Source organism: Bradyrhizobium sp. USDA 3397 (genome assembly GCF_054060965.1).
This window is the reverse complement of sequence record NZ_JBSSDS010000001.1, coordinates 2,349,093-2,368,287: the sequence shown is the minus strand read 5'-3', so window position 1 is coordinate 2,368,287 and position 19,195 is coordinate 2,349,093. Positions and strand designations below refer to the sequence as shown.

Genomic DNA, 19,195 nt, shown 5'->3' with positions numbered 1-19,195 from the left:
TCGTTACCAAGCGCTCAATCCGCCATCGACGGCGATGTTCTGCCCGGTCACGTAGGAGGCCGCGTCGGACACCAGGAACAGCATGGTCCCCACCATCTCATCCGCCCGCGCCATGCGGCCAAGCGGGACGCGAGCACCGTAGCGCGTCTTGAACGTCTCGTTCTGTCCGCTCTCCACCCCGCCCGGGGTGAGCGTATTGACCCGAACGCCCTTCGCCCCCCAGTAGGTCGCGAGGTGCTTGGTCAGGCCGATGACCCCGGCCTTAGACGCCGTATAGACCGCCGGCGTGTTGATGGCGCGGCCGAGATATTCGGAGCCGTCGTAGATGCGCTGGTCGGGTGCCATCAGGCCGTAGATCGAGGCGGTCTGCACGATCGCACCATAGCCGCGCTCGGCCATCCGGCCGCCGAACACCTGCGCGACGGTGAACATACCGTCGAGATTGACCGACATGATCTCGCGCCAGGTATCCTGCGAGAACGTCTCGACCGGGGCGAAGAAGGCGTCCACATCGCGGGTCTTGCTGGCGGCGTTGTTGAGCAGGATCGAGACCACTCCGAGGTCGGATTCGATTGCATCGGCCGTCTTGCGCACCGCATCGGGATTGGTGATGTCGCAACCATAGCCCTTGGCCCGGACGGCATGGCGTGAGGCGACGTCGGCCGCCGCGGCGTCGGTCGCAGCCTGATCGAGATCCACGATCGCGACATTGGCGCCGAACTCGGCAAGCCCCTCGGCAAATCGACGTCCGAGAATGCCGCAGCCGCCGGTGACGACGGCCGTCCGCCCAGTCAGATCGAACAGAGCCTTGAAGCTCGTGGTCATCGCTTGCGCCTCCTCAGGCCGGCGGCCGCTGGCGGAGCAACAGTTCCACCACTGCAAAATCGAGATCCGAATCGATGTCGATCGAACGCTCTTCCGGCATCTCGAACAGGCGCGTATCCGGATAGAACACCGCGGGGTGCTCCAGGAACGGTGCGACCCGCCAGACATAGATCGACGCGTTCATGTCGAAGCAGCGCGGGGCGTCCTGCCGTCGGGTGATCGGCGGATTCGCGGATTTCGAGAGGCCGACGCTGCCGTCGGTGCGCTGCTCGACGAGGTTGAAATACGGCGAGCGCCGCGCCGGCGCACCGGTGATGACATTGCGCGCGCCGCTCTCGCGCAGCAACGCCACTGCACCGGTGATGTCCGAGGCCAGCCTGAGCGGGGACGTGACGTCGAGATCGACGAAAATTTCCGGCGTCCGACCCATTTGCGCTATGGCCTGCTCGAGGCAGTGCCGGATCGCCGGCAGCTTCGGCGCGGTGTCGGTCGCCATCTCGTCGGGGCGCTTGACCGCGATATCGGCGCCGGCCTTCACCGCCGCATCGAGCAAGGCGTCCGAATCGCTGCTGAAGGCGATCGCGTCGAACAGGCGGGTCTCGCGCGCCTGCTCGATGCTCCACGCGAGCACGGGCCTACCCAGGAGATCGCGCGCGTTCTTGCCGACGACACCTTTCGAGCCGCCTCGCGCGCAGATGGTACAGACAAGGCTCATGGCGAAACCCAGGTCTTGCTGCGCAGCGCGCGCTCGCTGGCGTCGATCAGATGCATGACGCCGAGGGCCTCCGGCAGCGAACAGGCCGGACTGGCGCCACGCATCGCCGCCACATGCATGTCGCGATAGGTCTGGTCGCGCTCGCTGGGGATCTCCCTTGCCTTGCCGTTGACGGCGAGGCGCCCGCCGACGAGATCGGCCTCGATGGTGTCGTCATCGACATTGACGCGAATGCGACGGACGCCCTGACGATCGAGATAGTCCATATGGACGTGGACGGACGGCGCCCGCTGCATATCGAGCAGCAGGTCGAGGTGGTCCTCGACGTCGATGTCGCGCGTGCCGGAGGCGCCGCCAAGTGCTGCGACGCGATGCCATGGCCCGAACAGCCAGAGCAGATAGTCCAGCTCGTGGCTGAGATCCCGCAGCACGCCGCCTCCGGCATCAGCCGTGGCGGAGGCGGTTGTGCGGTGATCGCGGTCCGGTCGCCAGTCCCTGATGTCCTGGCCGACATAGGCGCCGACCGTGATCACGTCGCGTCCGCGCAGCGTGTCCGCCAGCGCCGTCATCACTGGGTGAAAGCGCAGATTGTATCCGACGCTGACATGGGCAAACGGATATTTCGGGGGCGGTGCCGGCGTTGCGAAAAGCGGCTTTTCGACGAGGACTTTGCCATGGAAGCCGGTTTGCGCCAGCTCTTGCAGATTGTCCGCATGGCGCGCCGTCTCGGTGGCAATCACGACGTAGTCCGGATGCGCCGCCGCAACGGCCTGCGCGATCGAACCGTAGTCGCCACCTTCGCGCCGGCTGACCGTTGCGACCCGAAGGCCGAGTTCGCGCAGGACGCGCGCATGCCTTGTGCCGATCGAGCCGAGGCCAACCACGACGGCTGTTGTCGAGGTCACGGGAAGACCTCGTGAAACTCCGCATGCGCCTGCTCGAAATCCTCCAGCCGGCCGATATCGAGCCAGTACTCGCGAATCGGATAGACCGCGACGCGTCCCTTGTCGGCAATCACGCGCTCGAGCACGGTCGGCATGTCGATGCTGACGCCCGGCGTGACGTGGCGGAAGACCGACCTGCCGATTACATAGATGCCGGCACTGACGAACCAGCTCTCGGTCGGCTTCTCGCGAATGGTCTGGAGAAATCCGTCCGTGGTGGACACCACCCCATAGGGGACGTGCACCTTGTGCTCGCGGACAGCCATCGTCGCTTCTGCCGGCGCTCCGTTGTGGAAGTCGAGAAGCGCTCCGTAGTTGATCGTGGTGAGGATGTCGCCGTTGGTGACGATCATCGGCAGATCCGGCGGTGTTGCAAACAGCCCGAGCGCACCGGCGGTGCCGAGGCGCTCGGTCTCGTGCACGTACTGGATGTTGGCGCCAAAGGCGGCGCCATCTGCAAAGTAATCCTTGATCGTCTGGGCCTTGTAGTTCACCGAGATGAAGATGTTGCCAAAGCCCTGCTGCACGACGTTGCGGACGATCGTCTCGAGCAGTGGGCGGCCGCCGACATTGAGCATCGGCTTCGGCACGTCGCGCGTCAGCGCGCCCAGGCGCTCGCCAAGGCCGCCGGCCATGATCAGCACCGGATTCTGATATTGGCGCGGCTCGAGCAGTTCATCGAGCGTCTCGACCACGACGAGATGGCCGCCCTCGTCGACGAGCGGGAGCTGCTTGATCGACCTCTGCCGCATCAAATGCAGGCGATCCTCACGGGACAAGGTCGCAGGGGCCGACACTGGCGTCCGGTTCATGATATCGGTTGCAAGCCCCGTGAGGGCGATGCCGCGCAGCAGTCCGCGTCTGACGTCGCCGTCGGTGACCACGCCGAGCAGCCGGTTCTGGTCGTCCAGCACCAGCGCAATCTGGATGCTTCCGCTCTCGATCGCGGCAATGGCCTCGCCCACACTGGCCTGGGTACCGACGATGGCCTTGCGCCAGGATTTCATGGCAATTCTGCCTCGTACACGCCGGATTTGTGGGCAGCCCACGGCTGAGCCTGCTATATCGCGGCTGCGAGAGGCGGCGTCAACCCCGTCAGGGGACCCGGGCTTGTCCTTGTTAATTCACGCGTTTTCGGGCGCAATCGGTCGGTTTGAAGCGTCCGGGCCCGCCCGCTAAGATCGGTGCAGCTCAGGGGAATCGCGATGGACGATCTGATCATCATCGGCGGCGGCGAACATGCCTTCATGGTCTACGAGGCAGCGCTTCTGTCGGGCCAGTTCAACGTCATCGGTTTCCTCGACCGCCAGCCGGGAACGTTGGGCGATGCGCGCTATCTCGGAACCGATGATGTTGCGCCGAACTATCCCGATGCCGCCTTCGTGGTCGGGGTCGGAACGATGCAGGCGGGGCCCGCGCGCCGGCAGATGATCGGCCGGCTGCAGCTGAATCGCTGGGCGTCGGTCATCCATCCCCGCGCGTTCGTCTCGCCGTCGGCCACGATCGGTCCGGGCAGCGTCGTCATGCCGGGCGCGATCGTCAATGCGCGAAGCATGATCGGCCATCACTGCATCATCAATTCGGGCGCGGTCGTCGAGCACGACGTGCGGGTCGGGCACTACACCCATCTGTCTCCGGGAACGGTGGTCGGCGGCGGCGCGGAGATCGGCGACAATTGCTTCGTCGGGCTCGGCAGCCGCGTTCGCGATCACATTTCCATTGGCAATGATACGCTGGTCGCGATGGGCTCTGTCGTCACGGGCTCATGGCCGCCCGGCTCGGTGCTGCGCGGGGTTCCTGCCAAGCCTCGCCGCTAGACCGGATCATCCGGCTCGAGCGCCCGCGGTGCCGCGGTTCCGATCAGGGACCAGTACTCGATCGGCGACCGCCCCGTGCCCGGCCGCTTGGCGGTGATGTCGGCCGGACCAATGATCTCGCCGGCCTTCAGTGCGCGTGCCGCCACGATGCTCTTGCGCGCCACCGGCACATTCCCGACCTCGGACTCCCTCGGCGCCTTAACGCCGTCGCCGAGCGCGGCCTCGACATTGCGGATAGCGCCGACCATCCGCTTGAAATCATCAGGTTCGAGCGAGGCCGCGTGGTCGGGACCCGGCGCGCTGCGATCCAGCGTCAGGTGCTTCTCGATGACCGCCGCCCCGAGCGCGACCGCGGCGACCGAAACCTCGAAACCGTCAGTGTGATCGGAATAGCCGACTGGAAGCTGGAACGCCGACCGCATCGTCGCCATCGCAGCGAGGTTCACATCGGCGATGGGGCAGGGATATTCGGTCGTGCAATGGAGCAGGCTGACGTGCCGCGCCAGCGTGGCGCGCGCTGCCGGATCGCGCCACGCCGCGCGGAAAGATGCGAGGCCCGCAGCATCGTTGCGCTGCGCGTAGCCGTGCGCCAATACGCCGAGGGCTTCCTCGATTTCGCTGAGCGTCGCCATGCCGGTCGAGAGGATCAGCGTCGCACCGGCCCTCGCTGCAGCGTGCAGCAGCGGGGCATTGGTGAGATCGCCCGAACCGATCTTGATGCGCGGCAGTTTGAGCGACAGCAGAAAGGCCAGCGAAGCGTCGTCGAACGGTGTCGACAGAAACGCGATGCCGCGCTCCTCGGCGCGCGCGATCAGCGTGTGATGCGCCGCCTGGGGCAGCTCGAGACGTTCCAGCATGGCGAGCTGGCTCTCGGCGGCGTCCGTCGTCCGCTGCTGATAGTCGGCCTTCTTCGCCGCTCCGCCCGCCAGCGCCTTCGCGCTGAAGGTCTGGAACTTGACGATGTCGGCACCAGCATCGGCCGCAGCATCGACGAGGGCCAGTGCCTTGTCCAGGCTGCCGTCGTGATTGACGCCGGCCTCCGCGATGATCAGCGTGTGTCTCGTCATGGCCGCGCTCCGTTTGCGGGAGCTTCGTAGAAGCCCTTCTTCAGGAGCTGGCCGAAATCCGGGATGGCCGCGATGATGTCGGCAAAGCGCCGGCTGGAATCGCCGTCGCCATAGGGATTGACGGTGTCCTTGCGGCCCCGCTGAAGCGCTTGCGAGATCGCCGCGGCGATCGCGCCGCGCTCGGGCGTGGCGTGAAATACCGAGTCGGCGCGCTCGCGCCCCTTCTGACGGTCGCCGATATCCACCGTCGGAACACCGAATGACGGCGCTTCGAGGATGCCGCTCGACGAATTGCCGATCACGACGTCCACCTGGCTCATCAGGCTGAGATAGCGGAGCTGCCCGAGCGAGGCGACCGCGATCGTGTTCGGCCGGCCGGCCGCGAAGGCCTTGGTCCGGTCGTTCAGCGCGCGCCCTTCGGCATCGGCATTGGCGAGCGTGAAGATGAGGCGAAAGCCGGGATCGAGCCTCGACAGCGCCGCGAACAGCTCGTCCAGCTCGGCCACCGAGCGTCCGGCCTCGACCGTCACCGGATGGAACGTCACGAGCGCATTGCGTTCGCCGAGCGGCATCCCGATCGCGTTGCCGATGTCGTCGCGGTTCATCAGAACGAGATGCTTGATGGCGTCGATGCCGACCGAGCCGATGGTGTGAACACGGGTTGGGTGCTCGCCAAGCTGCATCAAGCGCCGCGTCGAGTCCTGATTGCTGGTGAAATGCAGATGCGACATCTTGCTGATGGCGTGGCGGACGGATTCGTCGACGGCGCCTTCGGTGACGTCGCCGCCGAACAGATGCGCCATCGGCAGCCGCATGAACATCGCGGCCTGGGCGGCCGCGAACATCTCGAAGCGGTCGCCGAGCACGACGACGAGATCCGGTCGCAGCCGCGTGAACGCGTCGGCAAAGCCGATCACGCCGAGCCCGACCGATTTTGCAACGCCCGCGCCGGTGTCGCTGGCAAGCAGCGTCTCGACGCGCTCGTCGACCTCGAAGCCCTCGTCGCGGATGTCGTTGAAGGTGTAGCCGAACTCGGGCGCGAGATGCATACCGGTGGCGATGAGCTGGAGCTTCAAGCCTGACGTCTCGCGGATCGCGCGCATCGGCCAGACCAGCAGCCCGAAATCGGCCCGGCTGCCGGTGACGAAGCAGATCTTTCGCGCGCCGCTATTCATCGCGGGCTCTGATGCTGGCGCTGCTCGGCAGGTTGATCAGCCGGCGTTCGATCGACTCGGCGGTGGAGAGATCGCCGCGCGGGCTGTCCGAGAACATCGGCAGGCGGTGCATCAGGGTCCAGGCCGGCCGCGCGCCGAAGCCGGCTTCGTTCAGCGCCGTCAGCAGGTCGTCCCGCCGTCCGGCATGGGCCTCGTCGAGCAGGATCGCGTTCAGCCAGTAATTGCTCGTGGTGCCCTCGGGCTCGCGCGAGAAGCTCACGCCGGGAACGTCCGCAAAGACGCGCTCATAGGCTGCCGCCAGCCGGCGCTTGCTTGCCAGGAATCCGTCGAGTTGCTCGAGCTGGGCGCAGCCGAGCGCGGCGTTCAGGTTGGGCAGGCGGTAGTTGAAGCCGATCTCGTCGTGCACGAAGGCCCATTTGTGCGGCAGCTTCGCGGTGGTGGTGAGATGCTTGGCGCGGCGTCCCAGCTCCTCGTCGTTGGTGAGGATGGCGCCGCCGCCGCCTGTGGTGACGATCTTGTTGCCGTTGAAACTCAGCGCCGCGAGCCGCGCCTGCGATCCGACGGCGTGACCCTTGTAGGTCGAGCCCAAGGATTCCGCGGCGTCCTCCACCAGTGCGATGCCCCAGTCGCGGGCGATCGCGGCGATCTCGTCGAGCTCGACGGGATGCCCGAACGTGTGCATCGGCGAGATCGCGGCGATGCGGCGTCCGGTCTCGCGATTGACCGCGCCCTTTGGCGTTCGCTCGGCAATTCTCTCGAGCCGCGCGGCGATGGCGCGCGGGTCCATGCCGAGCGTGGCGAAGGAGCTGTCGACGAAATGCGGCACCGCCCCGCAATAGGCGATCGCGTTCGTGGTCGCGATGAAGGTCAGTGCCGGCGAAATGACCTCGTCGCCGGGCTCGACGCCGGCGAGGCGGAAGCAGGCGTGCAGTGCCGCCGTGCCGTTGACGACGGCGACCGCGCGCCTGGCGCCCGTCACCTCTTCCAGCATCCGCTCGAATCGGTCGACGAACGGGCCGACCGAGGAGACGAAAGTGCTCTTGATGCATTCTTCGAGATAGGCGACCTCGTTGCCGGCAAACACCGGCTCGTGCAGGCCGAGGATGCCGTTGGGCGTGCCTGCGGCGCGCCGGACGGCATCGACCACGGCCTTCGGATCGAAGGTGCGCGTAGAAATGTCGGATCTGGTCGCGGCCGTTCCCACAATTGCCTCAGACATTGTAGACGTCCGCCTTGTAGCGGCCGAGATTGACGGGATTGGTGAACCAGTTCACCGTCTTCTCGATGCCCTGGCGCATGCCTTCGATCCCGCCGAATTCCGGGGCCCAGCCGAGCTGCTGGCGCGCCTTGGAATTGTCGGCCCAGAGGCGCTCGACCTCGCTGTTCGCCGGGCGCAGGCGCGCCTCGTCGGTCTCGATCTCGATCGTGGTCCCCATCACGTCGGCGATCATCTGCGCGGTGGCGCCGACCGAGATCTCGAAGCCGCTGCCGAGATTGATGGTCTGGCCGACGGTCTGCTCGGCCGGAGCGGTGAGTCCTGCGATCAGGCCGCGCGCGGTGTCGGTGACGAAGGAGAAGTCACGGGTCGGGCTGACGGCGCCGAGACGAATCCTGCGCTTGCCGGTCGCGATCTGGCTGATGATCGTGGGGATCACCGCACGTGCCGATTGCCGCGGTCCATAGGTGTTGAACGGCCTGATCACGACGACCGGCATGTCGAACGAGGCGTGGAACGATAGCGCCATCTGATCGGAGGCAATCTTCGAGGCCGAGTAGGGCGACTGGCCGACCAGCGGATGGCTCTCCTTGATCGGAACGGTCTGTGCCGTGCCATAGACCTCGCTGGTCGAGGTCTGCACGAAGCGCCGCACGCCGGCCATGCGCGCGGCCTGGAGCAGGTTCACGGTGCCGCGCACATTGGTCTCGACATAGGAATCGGGCGCGACATAGGAGAAGGGAATCGCGATCAGCGCCGCCAGGTGCAGCACGTCGGTGCAGCCGCTGGCGGCTGCGATCATGAAATGCGGATCACGGATGTCGCCGGCGACCACCTCCACGGACTTCATGATGTCGGCGGGAACGGTGTCCAGCCAGCCCCAGGAGTTGAAGGAGTTGTAGTAGACGATCGCCTTGACGCGGGCCCCGGCTTTCACCAGCTCCTCGACGACATGCGAACCGATGAAGCCGTCGCTGCCGGTAACGAGGACGCGGGCGTCCCTCAGATCTGCCATGCCGGACCCCAAAAGGCGATTAAGCCAGTCTTCGCAACAAGATGGCGCTATAGCATACTGGCGGTCGCGCGCAACAGAGCAGCGGTACGAAAGCTGCCAAATGCCCGGGGATGCAGCGGTTTTGATGCGCCATCTAAGTCTTGCCGGCTGCCTTCAGACGCGCTCTTACGAAGGCCTCGAGATTGCCGCCCTGGAACAAATGGCCGGGAAGGCCGGCCGCCTGCGCGGCCTCGAGGTCGCTTGGCTTGTCGCCGATCACCATGCTGCGCGCCATGTCGATGGGAAAACGCTGCGCCAGGTCGGTGATCATGCCCGCGCCCGGCTTGCGGCGGTCGCTGACACGGCAATAGCGGGCCACGGTTCCCTCGGGATGGTCGGGGCAATATTCGAACGCGTCGATATGCGCGCCGACGAGTGCCATCTGGTCCGCCATCCAGCGGTGCAGGGTGTCGACGTGATGCTCCTCGTAATAGCCGCGCGCGACGCCGGATTGATTGGTGATGACGAAAGCGAAATAGCCGGCGTCGTTGACGGCCTTCACGGCCTCGCGTGCCCCGTCGATCCATTCGAGCTTGTGCGTCTCGAATGTGTAGCCGGAATCATGGTTGAGCACGCCGTCGCGGTCGAAGAACACGGCGGGACGCCGCAGCTTCTCGCGCAGCTCGCGATCGGCGCGCGCGAAATCGTCGGGGATGCCGATGTCAATGAAATAGCCGCGATAGGCGGTGCCGCGCAGCTCGCCGCGCGAGGCAAGGCCGGGAAACGCGTCCTGTTCGAGAGAGGCAGGAAGCTTCGCGATATCGGCGAGAACGGACTTGTCGACGACGTAGATTCCGGCATTGACCGGACCGGTGGCGCCCGCACCCGGGGCGATGAAATCGCGCACCACGTCGCCATCGAGCGCGACGCGCCCGTAGCGGTCCCCGACGACGCCGTCGCGCAATGCCATGTGAATCCGGCCGTTCCGCGCACGCGCGATCAGATCAAGCAGGTTGAAGTCGAACAGCGAGTCGCCGTTGAGCAGCAGGAAGCGGTCGTGCAGCAGATCGCGCGCGTTCACGAGCGCGCCGCCGGTACCGAGCGGCTCGGTCTCGCGCGCCACCAGGATCTTTGCCCGGCCCCGCACAGCGCCGGCGTAGTGGCTCTCGACGATGTCGGCCTTGTGGCCGGCTAGCAGGAGGATTTCGTCGAAGACGTCATAGCGGACGAGTTCATCGATCAGAGTGTCGAGAAACGGCCTGCCCCCGATCTCGAGCATCGGTTTCGGCACCGCCTTGGTGCGCGCGCCAAGCCGCGTGCCCAGCCCTCCGACGAGGACGACAGCCTGTCTCAGCATGATTTGTCCCTTCGACAGCATGAATGATGCAGCACGACGCCAATCTGCCGCAATGCGGCGGGCAATTCCCGTCTTGTCTTCATATCAGCGCGAACAAGGAATGCGAACGACGACGGTCTGCCTGTTGGCGAACAGGACCGGAAACGGGCCTGCGCGAAGGGCATCAATGATCGTCGGCTCTATCGGCTCTGCGGGAGGAAAATAACCGAGACGCTGGTTGGCTGCGAGATGGGTCCACTCGATCGTGCGGGGTGTGATGATCGCGACGAGCTCCCAGGCGTTTTCGCCCGTCCCCAGGATGTTCTTAATCGCAGCCTTGGCCTCCTCAGGCGGAATTTCAGGGATTAATGCGGCGGCAACGTCGGCAGGCGGTGGGGCCTGGCCCGGTGCCCGCGCACTGCGGACCGACCGCATGATTCCGCTCAGAGCATCGGCCCTCCGCATTTGGAACAAGACTTCTGTGCTGATGGATGCCATCAGAGGGGCGATCAGGCTGCAAGTACTTGCAAGCCGCTGATCGCCCTCGGCCGGCTGCAGAATCGTGCGCACGACCGATTTCGCCCGCGTTGCGGTCATTTCGTTCACAGTGTCCAGATTGGAGAACAGATAGACGACCGGCGCGCCGGTGGTCGCCCGCACGATGCCCATCGTATACGGGTCCGAGAGGATGATTCCTTTTCGTAAATTCTGGCGGAGCCAATGGGCCAATTCGAGCTCGTCGGCGTTGTAGTGTGAGACGATCGCAGTGCGGTCGGGAAGGGTGCCGTAACTGTAACTCCTGTTGATGCCGGACAGACCGATCTTATCGATGGCCATTCCCAAGCCCACGATCCCCGCCAGAGCGAAGATGGAGACCCGTCGCGACTGAATCAGGGTCAATAGCGCGAGCGCGACGAGCAGCGCGACGCCGGCCAATTCCACCGGTCGCAGGACTGCCTGATAGCGGGCAACGGGCAGCTCGGCTCGCCATGCAAATGCGTAAACCAGAATCACGAGAGCCGTCCCGAGCAGCGCGACGGCGGCGGCCGTCAGGGCTCTCCGATAACGCGGGGAGCGATCAGAATCGACGAATAACTGACTAAAGAGCTCGGTAGCCGTGATCGTGAACAGCGACAGTATGATCGCGCTGGTGCGATACAGGAACGGGAAGCCCGAAAGCACGGCAAGGCTCAGACCACAGCCTACGACCCATGACCAAACGAGTGTCACGAAGCGGTCGCCACGAGCTCCGATCGCCCCGGAGGTATTACGGAGGGCGGGTCGGGTCATCCACCAACACCCAATGCCCAGCGTAGTACAGATGGACAAGACCGGACCGATCGTCCGGCCGAGCTCGATCGTGGCGACCAGCGGTCCGGAGCCCAGGAAGAGCTCTTCACCGCCTTCTATCCTTCTGCCCAGCATCAATTCCGTAATCGAGGAAAATGTGTCGTTGGCGCTCATTGAAGGGATGTAGCCGAAGCGCATTCCCACCACGCTGACGACAATTCCGAGAATGATCGGGGGCAACACGAAGGACAGAATCCGCAGCACCGCGAGGCTGGGCGATGGCCAGGCGGAATTCATTCGCGCCATCGCGAGATACATGAGCCAGCTGGCCACAGCGATCGGAACGAACAGGTAGGAGCCGCGATGTGCAAGCACCAGCGTCGCCGGCCAGATGCAACCAAGAAGGAAAACCGCGCCATATCTTCCGGCGCCGCCGAAAATCCTGAGCAGGAACAGCCCGGCTATGAGCAGAGCAAGCACGAGCGTGTTGTTGTTCAAGACGAACGCGAGCAGCAGAGTCGCGCCCGCGGCAATAGTCAGCAGCAGAACAGATCGGGCCGAGATAGCGTTTGCCTCGCGCGGCGCATTGCTGATCAGCACGCCGAGAAATACGACGCTGCTGACGACCGCCAGGCTGCCGTTCGTCATCAGGGCGACTGCATTGCTGGTCGCGGCAAAGAAGAAAGCGATCCATTTCCGGGGCGAGGTGGGATAGACGCCCTGCACGAAGGCGTAGGACGCCAATAGGAAAAACAGGATCGAGAAGAAGCGATAGGTCCAGGTAAATCTAAGGAGTTCGAGGCCCAGCGTTCCCGCGAGCGCGCCTGCTACTCCCGAACGAAGATCGACATAGGACTGGGCCGCATACGGATTGATGATACCGCCATCGGCGTACTCTTGTGCAGTCTTCATCCAGTGAACATCAGCGCCGATGTCCGCAAAGGGAAAGCTGGAAAATGCGCCGAACGACCACCACCATGTCAGCAGCGCGATTGGTAGCGACAGAATGCACCAAGTGGCAGCCGCGCGCGCCTCATTGGGGCTCGGGCACCAGCTAGGCAATGACCAGGCAAGTCCGAAGCAGGATACGACGACCAATGTCGCGAACTGAAGCCAGATGTCGGTCACGAATAGCGATAGGGCGCCGAGCAGGATGCCCGTGGCAGAGGCGCCGACGCTAAATCCAAGGACAACGAACTGAGCCTTCGTGAGCCGGCATGCCGATACCAGGCTCGCAGGCGCAATGGCCAAGATCGAAAACCCGGTGCCGAGCTGGATCAGGAAGTACAGCAAGGTTAGGACAAAGGTGGTCGTCCACATCGCGAGATCTCTAGGATGGGGGCCGTCGTAGCAGCCGAGAATTGAAGATCTTCAATCTCCTTTCGGTAGCTTGGCCTCGCTGCCAATGATCAGGAAGCAGAGCGTGAACGGGTGTTCCGGCGAAAAGCTTCTTAAGTGCGCGGCCATCAGGACCTGCCTTTCCGCCCGCAGCAGCCGTCGTGGGACGTGCGCTGCGGGGCGTATTGCAGACATTTGCCCCAGGGAATGTTCGACAATACGGAGAACGCCCGCGCCTTTGTTTGCCAGCGCACGTCAGCACTTCCTCGATGGAACGGCCAGAATCGGAGTGATGCTGACGAGCGGTCGTTGAAGCACGGTGTAGGTCCAGGAAAGGCCGATGTTCCGCCTGTGTGAGGTGGATACCAAGTCACTAGCCAGTTCGGTCATACGGGAGCCGCAGCCCCAATGCAAGGATTCGACCGCAGCGATGGCAGCACTCGTTCTGGTAGCAAGAGCACCCTCATGTCCAGCGGCCGCTTCGGCGCCGAAACTTGAGCCTGACGGCGGCCTTGCGGACTTAAAGTGCATTGTTGCGTATCGCTCGCTGCAGCGGCGTTCCCGGTTGATTCCCTTGTCGGCACAGCGTAAACAGGCGCTGAAATCGCGCTGACGTTTTAGCATGCGGGCAAGAACATCGCGTATGATTTGGGTTAAGCCGCCGACCAGCTGTGTCGATCCCTTGCTCTCCCGCCGAGTCCTGTCGAATGCCCGGTGATTTGCTGATTGGCGAAGCCGTCGCCAGAGGTTATCCGCCCGCTGTTCTCTATCTCCGCAATGACGAGACCGTCACGACGGAGGTCTCCGCATTCAACTACTTCTCGGTCTTCATGAAGGACCATCCGGAGGTGGATGCGCATGTCTGGTTCTTTGATGGTGCGGGCACGCCGGCCGGTCATTTCCACAGGGAACTCGGCATCAACGGCCAACTGCAGTTGCAAACTTCGGATCTGTGTCCCCGGGTTTCGGGTACGGTGGCGATGGCGCTGATTCCGAAGCACGATAAGCTTCGTCCCGGTCGGAAGGTGACCACCGGCTATTACGCACAATATTTCTCGCAGCACGGCGCGGTGACATTGTCGCACGAGCGCGAGCCGGTCGCCGCGGCACCATTCCCGACTTCCGCCTGGATGCAATCCTATCTCACCCGTTTCCTGAAGGAATCGGGCGTCGTGCTGGTGAACTCCTGCATGGCGCCCGAGGGCGTCTCCGTCGGGACGGCCCGGCTCATGGCCCTGGACGGCACCGAGTTGGGCCAGCGTGCGCTGCCGGAAATCTCACCGATGGGAGCCGCGCGCATCGGCACGCTGGATCTTTTCCCCGAGGCCGAAAAGCTGATCGGCGTGGCCGAAGGTTTTGCCCTCGAGTTCAAAGGCACCAACATCGCCAGTCCGTTCAGCTATTACGAGTTTGCCAACGGCAAGTTCAGCTTGCATCATTTTTGAAGGGCGCGTCCGTGACTCGTTTCCCATCCCGTCCCTGGAAGCCCTACGAGCCCAGATTCATGTTCCCGACGTTTGCCGGCGTCGAATCGCGCATGGGTTTCTCGATTCCTGTCTGGTATCGTCCGATCGACATCAGGTATCTGCGTAGCCTCGTCGCCGGCAGCCTGCGCAAGAATTTTCGCGAAACGTTCAAGGATCTTGTCCCCGAGCTCGCCAGCCTGGTCGCATCGGGCTTCACCAAGAAGCTGAGGTTCAAGCTGCACATTCTTTCGCGCAATGGCGAGTACCGGGCAACTTACGAGTTCCCTCGGGATTACGCGCCGGGTGCGTCCGTCGAGATCGAGCTGTCGCGTCTTTTCGCCTCGCTCAAGCTGCCACAGGACGATTATCTGGTCATCGCCGTGATGTCGCGCGGACGAATGGACGGCTTCCGATCCTCGCCTGCCAGCTATTCCATGACCTATGTCGACCAGGACAACGTCGCGATCTACCGCACCGGCGCGTTTGCCCGGCCCTTGAACGAGGGCCGGCTCAAGGCGCATGTCGGCTTCACCGGCATCAATCCGAAGATCATTGCGACCAGCGACATCGTCAGCAGTGTGCTGCTAATCAATCACTCTTCCGATCCCGAATATGCCCATCCGGCACGGCCGACGACGAGGCTGATCCGCGAGGACGGCGAGGAGCTCGAGGCGGACTTCGGCGAGATCCCGCCGCTCGGGGCGCGCGAGACGTCGGTCGTGGATATGTTCGGCCCTCGTGTGTTCGACTTCCTCAAGCCGTTCAGCGGTCGCGGAAGCACAGTCACCACCTGCGCCGGGGTCACGCTCGCCAGCCTGCACCTGCAGCGCACGAACGACAATCGGCGGACGCTGCTGGGCATCGAGCACTCGCGCCCCGCCCACATGAATCTCGCCGGGATCCTCCAGCACTAGTTGAGCGATCGATTGTCACAAGATGGATCAATAACGTCATCGCCCGGTCCTCACGGGCGGCTCTTAGATCTCGGCGACGGCATGAAGGCGCCATCGCTCACTCTTGTAATGGTGTTCTGGATCATCTCCAATCTCTTGGTTGTTGGTTGGTGGTGGCTCGAGCTTTCCGACACGTGGTGGTGGATTGGAAGTGTCGACAGATACCGCGTTCCCTGGGTGCTGCGGAAGCTTGGAGTAACTTTTCCCGATGTGTTGCGGGCTGCTAGCATAACATTCTATGTGCTCGTCGCGCTGGCGCCGCTGCCACTACTCTTCAAGTTTCGGAGGAATTTTCGCGGTCCAGTCGCCTTGGGACTGCTCGTCAGCTGTTGTCTGGCCGCGTCAATCACAGCTCACGAGGCCAATTTGCTGCGTGAGCAGATGCAGCACAGCCTTGATCACGAGCGGGCGTTTGCCCATGGAGAGCTCGTTGAAGGCATTATCCGTCCGCTGATATCGAAGGTCGTGGAAACCTACGTTCAGGTTCTCGGCGACGATCGCCTGCAAGGATCGACTTACCGCACGCATATCGCGATCAACTATATGTTCGACTCCTTATCGTTCCTCGGGGTGTTTGCGCTGGCGACCCTTCTGCTCTCGCCGATCTCGACTTGGCTCTGCCTGTTCACCTTCGCGTTCTACACGCAGATCGCCATCTATCCGGGGCGCATGGGGCCCGTATTCATTGCAGGTGGGTTGTTCTGGCAGCTGTTTCTGCTGGTATCTCAGCGTTACCCCGCCGCCATCATATCGGGGCTTATCATCAGTTTTGCTCGGACGGACGTCGTATTCGCATCGGCCTTCGTATTGGTCAGTCTCGCGGCCTTCGAGCGGCGTTGGCCTACTGCGAAGGAATGGTTCGCTTTTGCAGTGCTGGTCGGCATCTCTCTGGCGGTGCCAAAAATTCTGCTGTGGATGCATCCTGACGCGAACTTCAGCTCATTCCTGATTGCGCGTGGCGACTACTTTACCAAGCTCAAAGGCAATCTTTTGACCATGAAGATTGCGGTCGCCATTGCCTGCCCGGTGCTCGCGATTGTCATCTTGAAAACACGCGCGATCACCCGGACGATGGCCGCTGTCATCCCACCGGCCCTGATCCATGTAGGAATCGTGTTCCTAATTGCCGATTTCTCCGAAGTTCGGCTGATCATTCCCGCGCTCGGTGCGCTCGCGTTCGTTAGCAGTGAGGCGCTCGGAAATCTCTTGGCAAGCGAAAAAAGAGAAAAGCTCAGCGCCGGCTGAAGTGTGGACCGGTTGGATGATGGCAGGTCACCTACATCGGACTTAGACAGTTGCTCGGTGTTTCGATCATTGGTTGCGCCGCTCTGACGCCGTATGGTAAATTCTAACACATGACTAGGGGAACGCGGGCGGCGTTACACGGGCGAAGCTAAGTGGGGTTGCGAACAATATCCTGACCACTAGGCCCACGCATTCGTGCGTCGATCTTCTCGGCGGTCTTCTCTCATCGCATCGGAAGAGAATGACCTGTGGGGCCAAACACGTTGCGGCGAACATTGCCGAATGAAAGTTCTTAGAATGGATCACATTGTTACTACTAGCCAAGAGGGACTGAAGTCTGGGGACAAATCCAAGCCTTTTACGACAGAACTTTTGTTCATCATCTTGTTTGCCGTCGCGGCCGCGGTCCCAATCTATGTGATTTCGAAGTTCTTGCTTGTTGCCCCTTATGCCTTCCCTGAGTCCGACGACTTCTGCTGGTTCTATCGTTACAGGGACGACGGCCTATTGAAGATGATGATCATCTTTTATCATAGTCTCGTCGGTAGAGTTGTCCCACTGGCCTTGATCGCAGTGCCGGGAATCGTTACCGGCGGCTCCGCCCAACATTTCGTTGCAGCATATCCCGGAGTGCTTCTTGCCTTCGCACTGTTTTTCGCAGGCTCCATGGTTTGGGTTACAGCTCGGTTGTGCCGCGGCGCTCCGGTCAGTCGACTGATCTTCCTGTCCCTCGGTCTAGTCGCGACGATCTGGGCCAACTCGCAGGATCCTCGCGAACTGCTCTACTGGTTACCTGGGACTGCGTGTTATGCGGTCCCGGCGGCGTTCGTAGCGATCATTCTGGCGGAGCTATATACCAGCGCTGCGGATGGCCGCGAGCTCTCGCGCCTGGGAGTAAGCAGCCTTGCCGCGATTTCGTTTCTTTCGGCGATGTGCAACGAATTTACACCTCTTTGGCTGGTGGGGATCGTCGGTAGCTCTTTCTTATTCAGGCGATTTTCGGGCCATCCACGACCGCAGTTAGCTGCGCATATCGTATTGTTGACGGCCACGCTGGCGGGATTTGCCATTCTTCTGTTGGCGCCCGCGAATTCGACACGAATGGGCCTGTTTCCGGGCAGTGGGAACTTGGTGGAGGCGCTGAAATATGCCGTCAGGCCATCGCGCGCGGATTGGATACGAGCGTTCTTTATCGCGATACCCTGGTCCCTTGCCGCTAGCCTTTGTTTGGCTCCGTTCAAAGCCAAACAGGGTAATACAAAGAAGCTGGCAGTCTTGTCCGGTGGATTGGTAATCGTGCTTTTTGGTTGTGCGTACTTGGCGCACTTCGTTGCGTACTATGCGACAGCGGATCGCTTGCCCCCAAGAGCGAACAACGAAGTGATCATCGTGCTGATCGTGGGGTTTGCTTGTGCTTTTTCTGCAATCACGGCATTTGTCAGCAACTTAAGACTCGGTACTGTCGGTACAGCAATAGCGTGCGCGCTGCTCACGGTGCCGATTCTCAACGGAAGCGCCTTCAAGCTGATGCGTGCCGAGTGGCCTCTCTTAGATGCTTTCCGCACACAGAGCTTGCACCGCGAGCATCTCCTGTTATCCGCAGGAGGATCTGACCTTGTGCTGCCCGGCTGGACGGTTCGCCCGGAGCTACTGGTAAGTCAGGATTTGGGGCGTGATCCCGACCGTCTTCCAAACGACTGTATCGCTCGGGCATATCAGATAAAAAGCGTGGTTCCGGAGTGATTGTTGATGCGTCCAGCGAGAGCTGGGCGCGTTCAATCGAAATTGATCCGCTCGCGCTCGACCACGATCGGCCGTCGCCGGACCTGATTGAAGATCGCCACGATGTATTCGCCGAGCACGCCGAGGAAAAACAGCTGCACGCCCCCGAAGAAGAACAGGCCGATGATGATCGTGGGGATGCCGTGCGGACCGATGTCGAAGCCGGCTATCTTGAGCAGGAACACGACGAACGCATAGGCGAAGCTCAGCGACGAGATGATCAGTCCGAAGAAAAACGCAGTACGTAGCGGCACGGTCGAGAAGCTGATGGCGCCGAGCAGCCCCTGGTCGATCAGGCTCGACAGCCGGTTGCGGGAGATGCCGTGCTTGCGCGCCAGCCAGGTGTAGGGCACGCCGATCGAGCGAAAGCCGCATTCGAACGGCATCATCCGCATGAAGGGCTGGACGTCTTCGAATTGCTTCATGGCGTCCAGCACCTTGCGGTCGACGAGCTGATAGTCGCCGACGTCGGCCGGATAGTCGACATACGACATGCGGCTGATCATCTTGTAGTAGAGATGCCGCGCGGTCCGGCTCAGGAAAGGCTCCTCGCGCCGGGCCCGGATGCCGAACACGATCTCGTAGCCTTGCTCCCAGTGCTTCACGAAAGTCGGGATCAGCGATGGCGGGTCCTGCAAATCCGCGGGCATGAACAGCACGGTGGCATCGCCTGTCGAGGCAAGCACGCCGTTGTAGGTGTTCCTCAAAACGCCGAAGTTCCGGGCATTCACGATGACCTTCACCGAGGGATCGGCCGCTGCGATCTCCTTGAGAATCTCCACCGTCCGGTCGCTCGAGGCGTTGTCGCAGAAGATGTGCTCGCGCTCATAACCCGGGAGCTCGCGGTCGAAGATTTCCTTGACCGCCGCGTAGCATTCCCGAATTCCGGTCTCCTCGTTGTAGCAGGGCGTCACAAGGCTGATCTTCTTTCGCATCAATCCTCCAGGACGTCCGTCGAGCGGGGGCCACTTCCCCGCGTGGGAATCAGGCAGCCGGCGAACCGCCCGAGAGGACTGGCGCACCGGTGGTGGG

General features: G+C 62.7%; 16 protein-coding genes. 5 read left to right on the top strand and 11 right to left on the bottom strand.

The window, feature by feature from the left end; all coding sequences use genetic code 11:
• Positions 1–3 precede the first annotated feature (3 nt).
• From ACVWYQ_RS11250 to ACVWYQ_RS11235, 4 genes are read right to left on the bottom strand one after another with little or no spacing between them, the layout of a single operon-like run.
• Positions 4–825 carry an SDR family oxidoreductase gene (locus ACVWYQ_RS11250; protein WP_271537301.1) on the bottom strand — a complete coding sequence of 274 codons (822 nt, stop codon included), beginning with the start codon at positions 823–825 and terminating at the stop codon, positions 4–6.
• Positions 826–838: 13 nt separating this feature from the next.
• Positions 839–1,540, bottom strand: a complete 702-nt coding sequence (locus tag ACVWYQ_RS11245; RefSeq protein WP_404539526.1) for an acylneuraminate cytidylyltransferase family protein — start codon at positions 1,538–1,540, stop codon at positions 839–841.
• Entirely contained in the window at positions 1,537–2,445 is a 909-nt protein-coding gene (locus ACVWYQ_RS11240; RefSeq protein WP_271537304.1) for a Gfo/Idh/MocA family protein, read from the bottom strand. The genes ACVWYQ_RS11245 and ACVWYQ_RS11240 overlap by 4 nt, the downstream gene beginning before the upstream one ends.
• The gene (locus ACVWYQ_RS11235; protein WP_404539529.1) at positions 2,442–3,491 is read right to left on the bottom strand and encodes a nucleotidyltransferase family protein; all 1,050 of its coding nucleotides are present in this window, start codon (positions 3,489–3,491) and stop codon (positions 2,442–2,444) included. Before ACVWYQ_RS11235 ends, ACVWYQ_RS11240 begins: the two co-directional genes overlap by 4 nt.
• Before the next feature lie 198 nt (positions 3,492–3,689).
• On the opposite strand from ACVWYQ_RS11235, the gene ACVWYQ_RS11230 reads away from it, so the two are divergent.
• Positions 3,690–4,301, top strand: a complete 612-nt coding sequence (locus tag ACVWYQ_RS11230) for an acetyltransferase (RefSeq protein WP_404539532.1) — start codon at positions 3,690–3,692, stop codon at positions 4,299–4,301.
• Here ACVWYQ_RS11230 and neuB read toward each other — a convergent pair.
• The 6 genes from neuB to ACVWYQ_RS11200 form a co-directional block, all read right to left on the bottom strand.
• Positions 4,298–5,368 carry an N-acetylneuraminate synthase gene (neuB, locus tag ACVWYQ_RS11225; RefSeq protein ID WP_157285559.1) on the bottom strand — a complete coding sequence of 357 codons (1,071 nt, stop codon included), beginning with the start codon at positions 5,366–5,368 and terminating at the stop codon, positions 4,298–4,300. The genes ACVWYQ_RS11230 and neuB overlap by 4 nt on opposite strands.
• Positions 5,365–6,543: a UDP-N-acetylglucosamine 2-epimerase gene (gene neuC, locus ACVWYQ_RS11220; RefSeq protein ID WP_404539537.1), complete on the bottom strand. Its 1,179-nt coding sequence runs from the start codon at positions 6,541–6,543 to the stop codon at positions 5,365–5,367. Before neuC ends, neuB begins: the two co-directional genes overlap by 4 nt.
• A complete protein-coding gene (locus tag ACVWYQ_RS11215) occupies positions 6,536–7,762 on the bottom strand; it encodes a LegC family aminotransferase (protein WP_271537313.1) in 1,227 nt (408 codons plus the stop codon). Before ACVWYQ_RS11215 ends, neuC begins: the two co-directional genes overlap by 8 nt.
• A complete protein-coding gene (locus ACVWYQ_RS11210) occupies positions 7,755–8,774 on the bottom strand; it encodes an NAD-dependent 4,6-dehydratase LegB (RefSeq protein WP_404539540.1) in 1,020 nt (339 codons plus the stop codon). The genes ACVWYQ_RS11215 and ACVWYQ_RS11210 overlap by 8 nt, the downstream gene beginning before the upstream one ends.
• Before the next feature lie 133 nt (positions 8,775–8,907).
• Positions 8,908–10,110, bottom strand: a complete 1,203-nt coding sequence (locus ACVWYQ_RS11205) for an HAD-IIIA family hydrolase (RefSeq protein WP_404539543.1) — start codon at positions 10,108–10,110, stop codon at positions 8,908–8,910.
• 84 nt (positions 10,111–10,194) lie between these two features.
• Complete coding sequence (locus tag ACVWYQ_RS11200) at positions 10,195–12,699, bottom strand: hypothetical protein (RefSeq protein WP_404539545.1); 2,505 nt, start codon at positions 12,697–12,699, stop codon at positions 10,195–10,197.
• 725 nt (positions 12,700–13,424) lie between these two features.
• On the opposite strand from ACVWYQ_RS11200, the gene ACVWYQ_RS11195 reads away from it, so the two are divergent.
• From ACVWYQ_RS11195 to ACVWYQ_RS11180, 4 genes are all read left to right on the top strand, one after another.
• The gene (locus ACVWYQ_RS11195) at positions 13,425–14,162 is read left to right on the top strand and encodes a hypothetical protein (protein WP_271537321.1); all 738 of its coding nucleotides are present in this window, start codon (positions 13,425–13,427) and stop codon (positions 14,160–14,162) included.
• A 59-nt stretch (positions 14,163–14,221) separates the two neighbouring features.
• Positions 14,222–15,097, top strand: coding sequence for a hypothetical protein (locus ACVWYQ_RS11190; RefSeq protein ID WP_271537323.1), 876 nt, complete (start codon positions 14,222–14,224; stop codon positions 15,095–15,097).
• Positions 15,098–15,178: 81 nt separating this feature from the next.
• A complete protein-coding gene (locus tag ACVWYQ_RS11185; RefSeq protein ID WP_271537325.1) occupies positions 15,179–16,381 on the top strand; it encodes a hypothetical protein in 1,203 nt (400 codons plus the stop codon).
• A gap of 297 nt (positions 16,382–16,678) precedes the next feature.
• The gene (locus tag ACVWYQ_RS11180; RefSeq protein WP_271537327.1) at positions 16,679–18,124 is read left to right on the top strand and encodes a DUF6056 family protein; all 1,446 of its coding nucleotides are present in this window, start codon (positions 16,679–16,681) and stop codon (positions 18,122–18,124) included.
• Positions 18,125–18,156: 32 nt separating this feature from the next.
• Here the strand turns inward: ACVWYQ_RS11180 and ACVWYQ_RS11175 are convergent, their stop codons facing one another.
• Complete coding sequence (locus ACVWYQ_RS11175) at positions 18,157–19,098, bottom strand: glycosyltransferase family 2 protein (protein WP_271537329.1); 942 nt, start codon at positions 19,096–19,098, stop codon at positions 18,157–18,159.
• Positions 19,099–19,195: the final 97 nt, after the last annotated feature.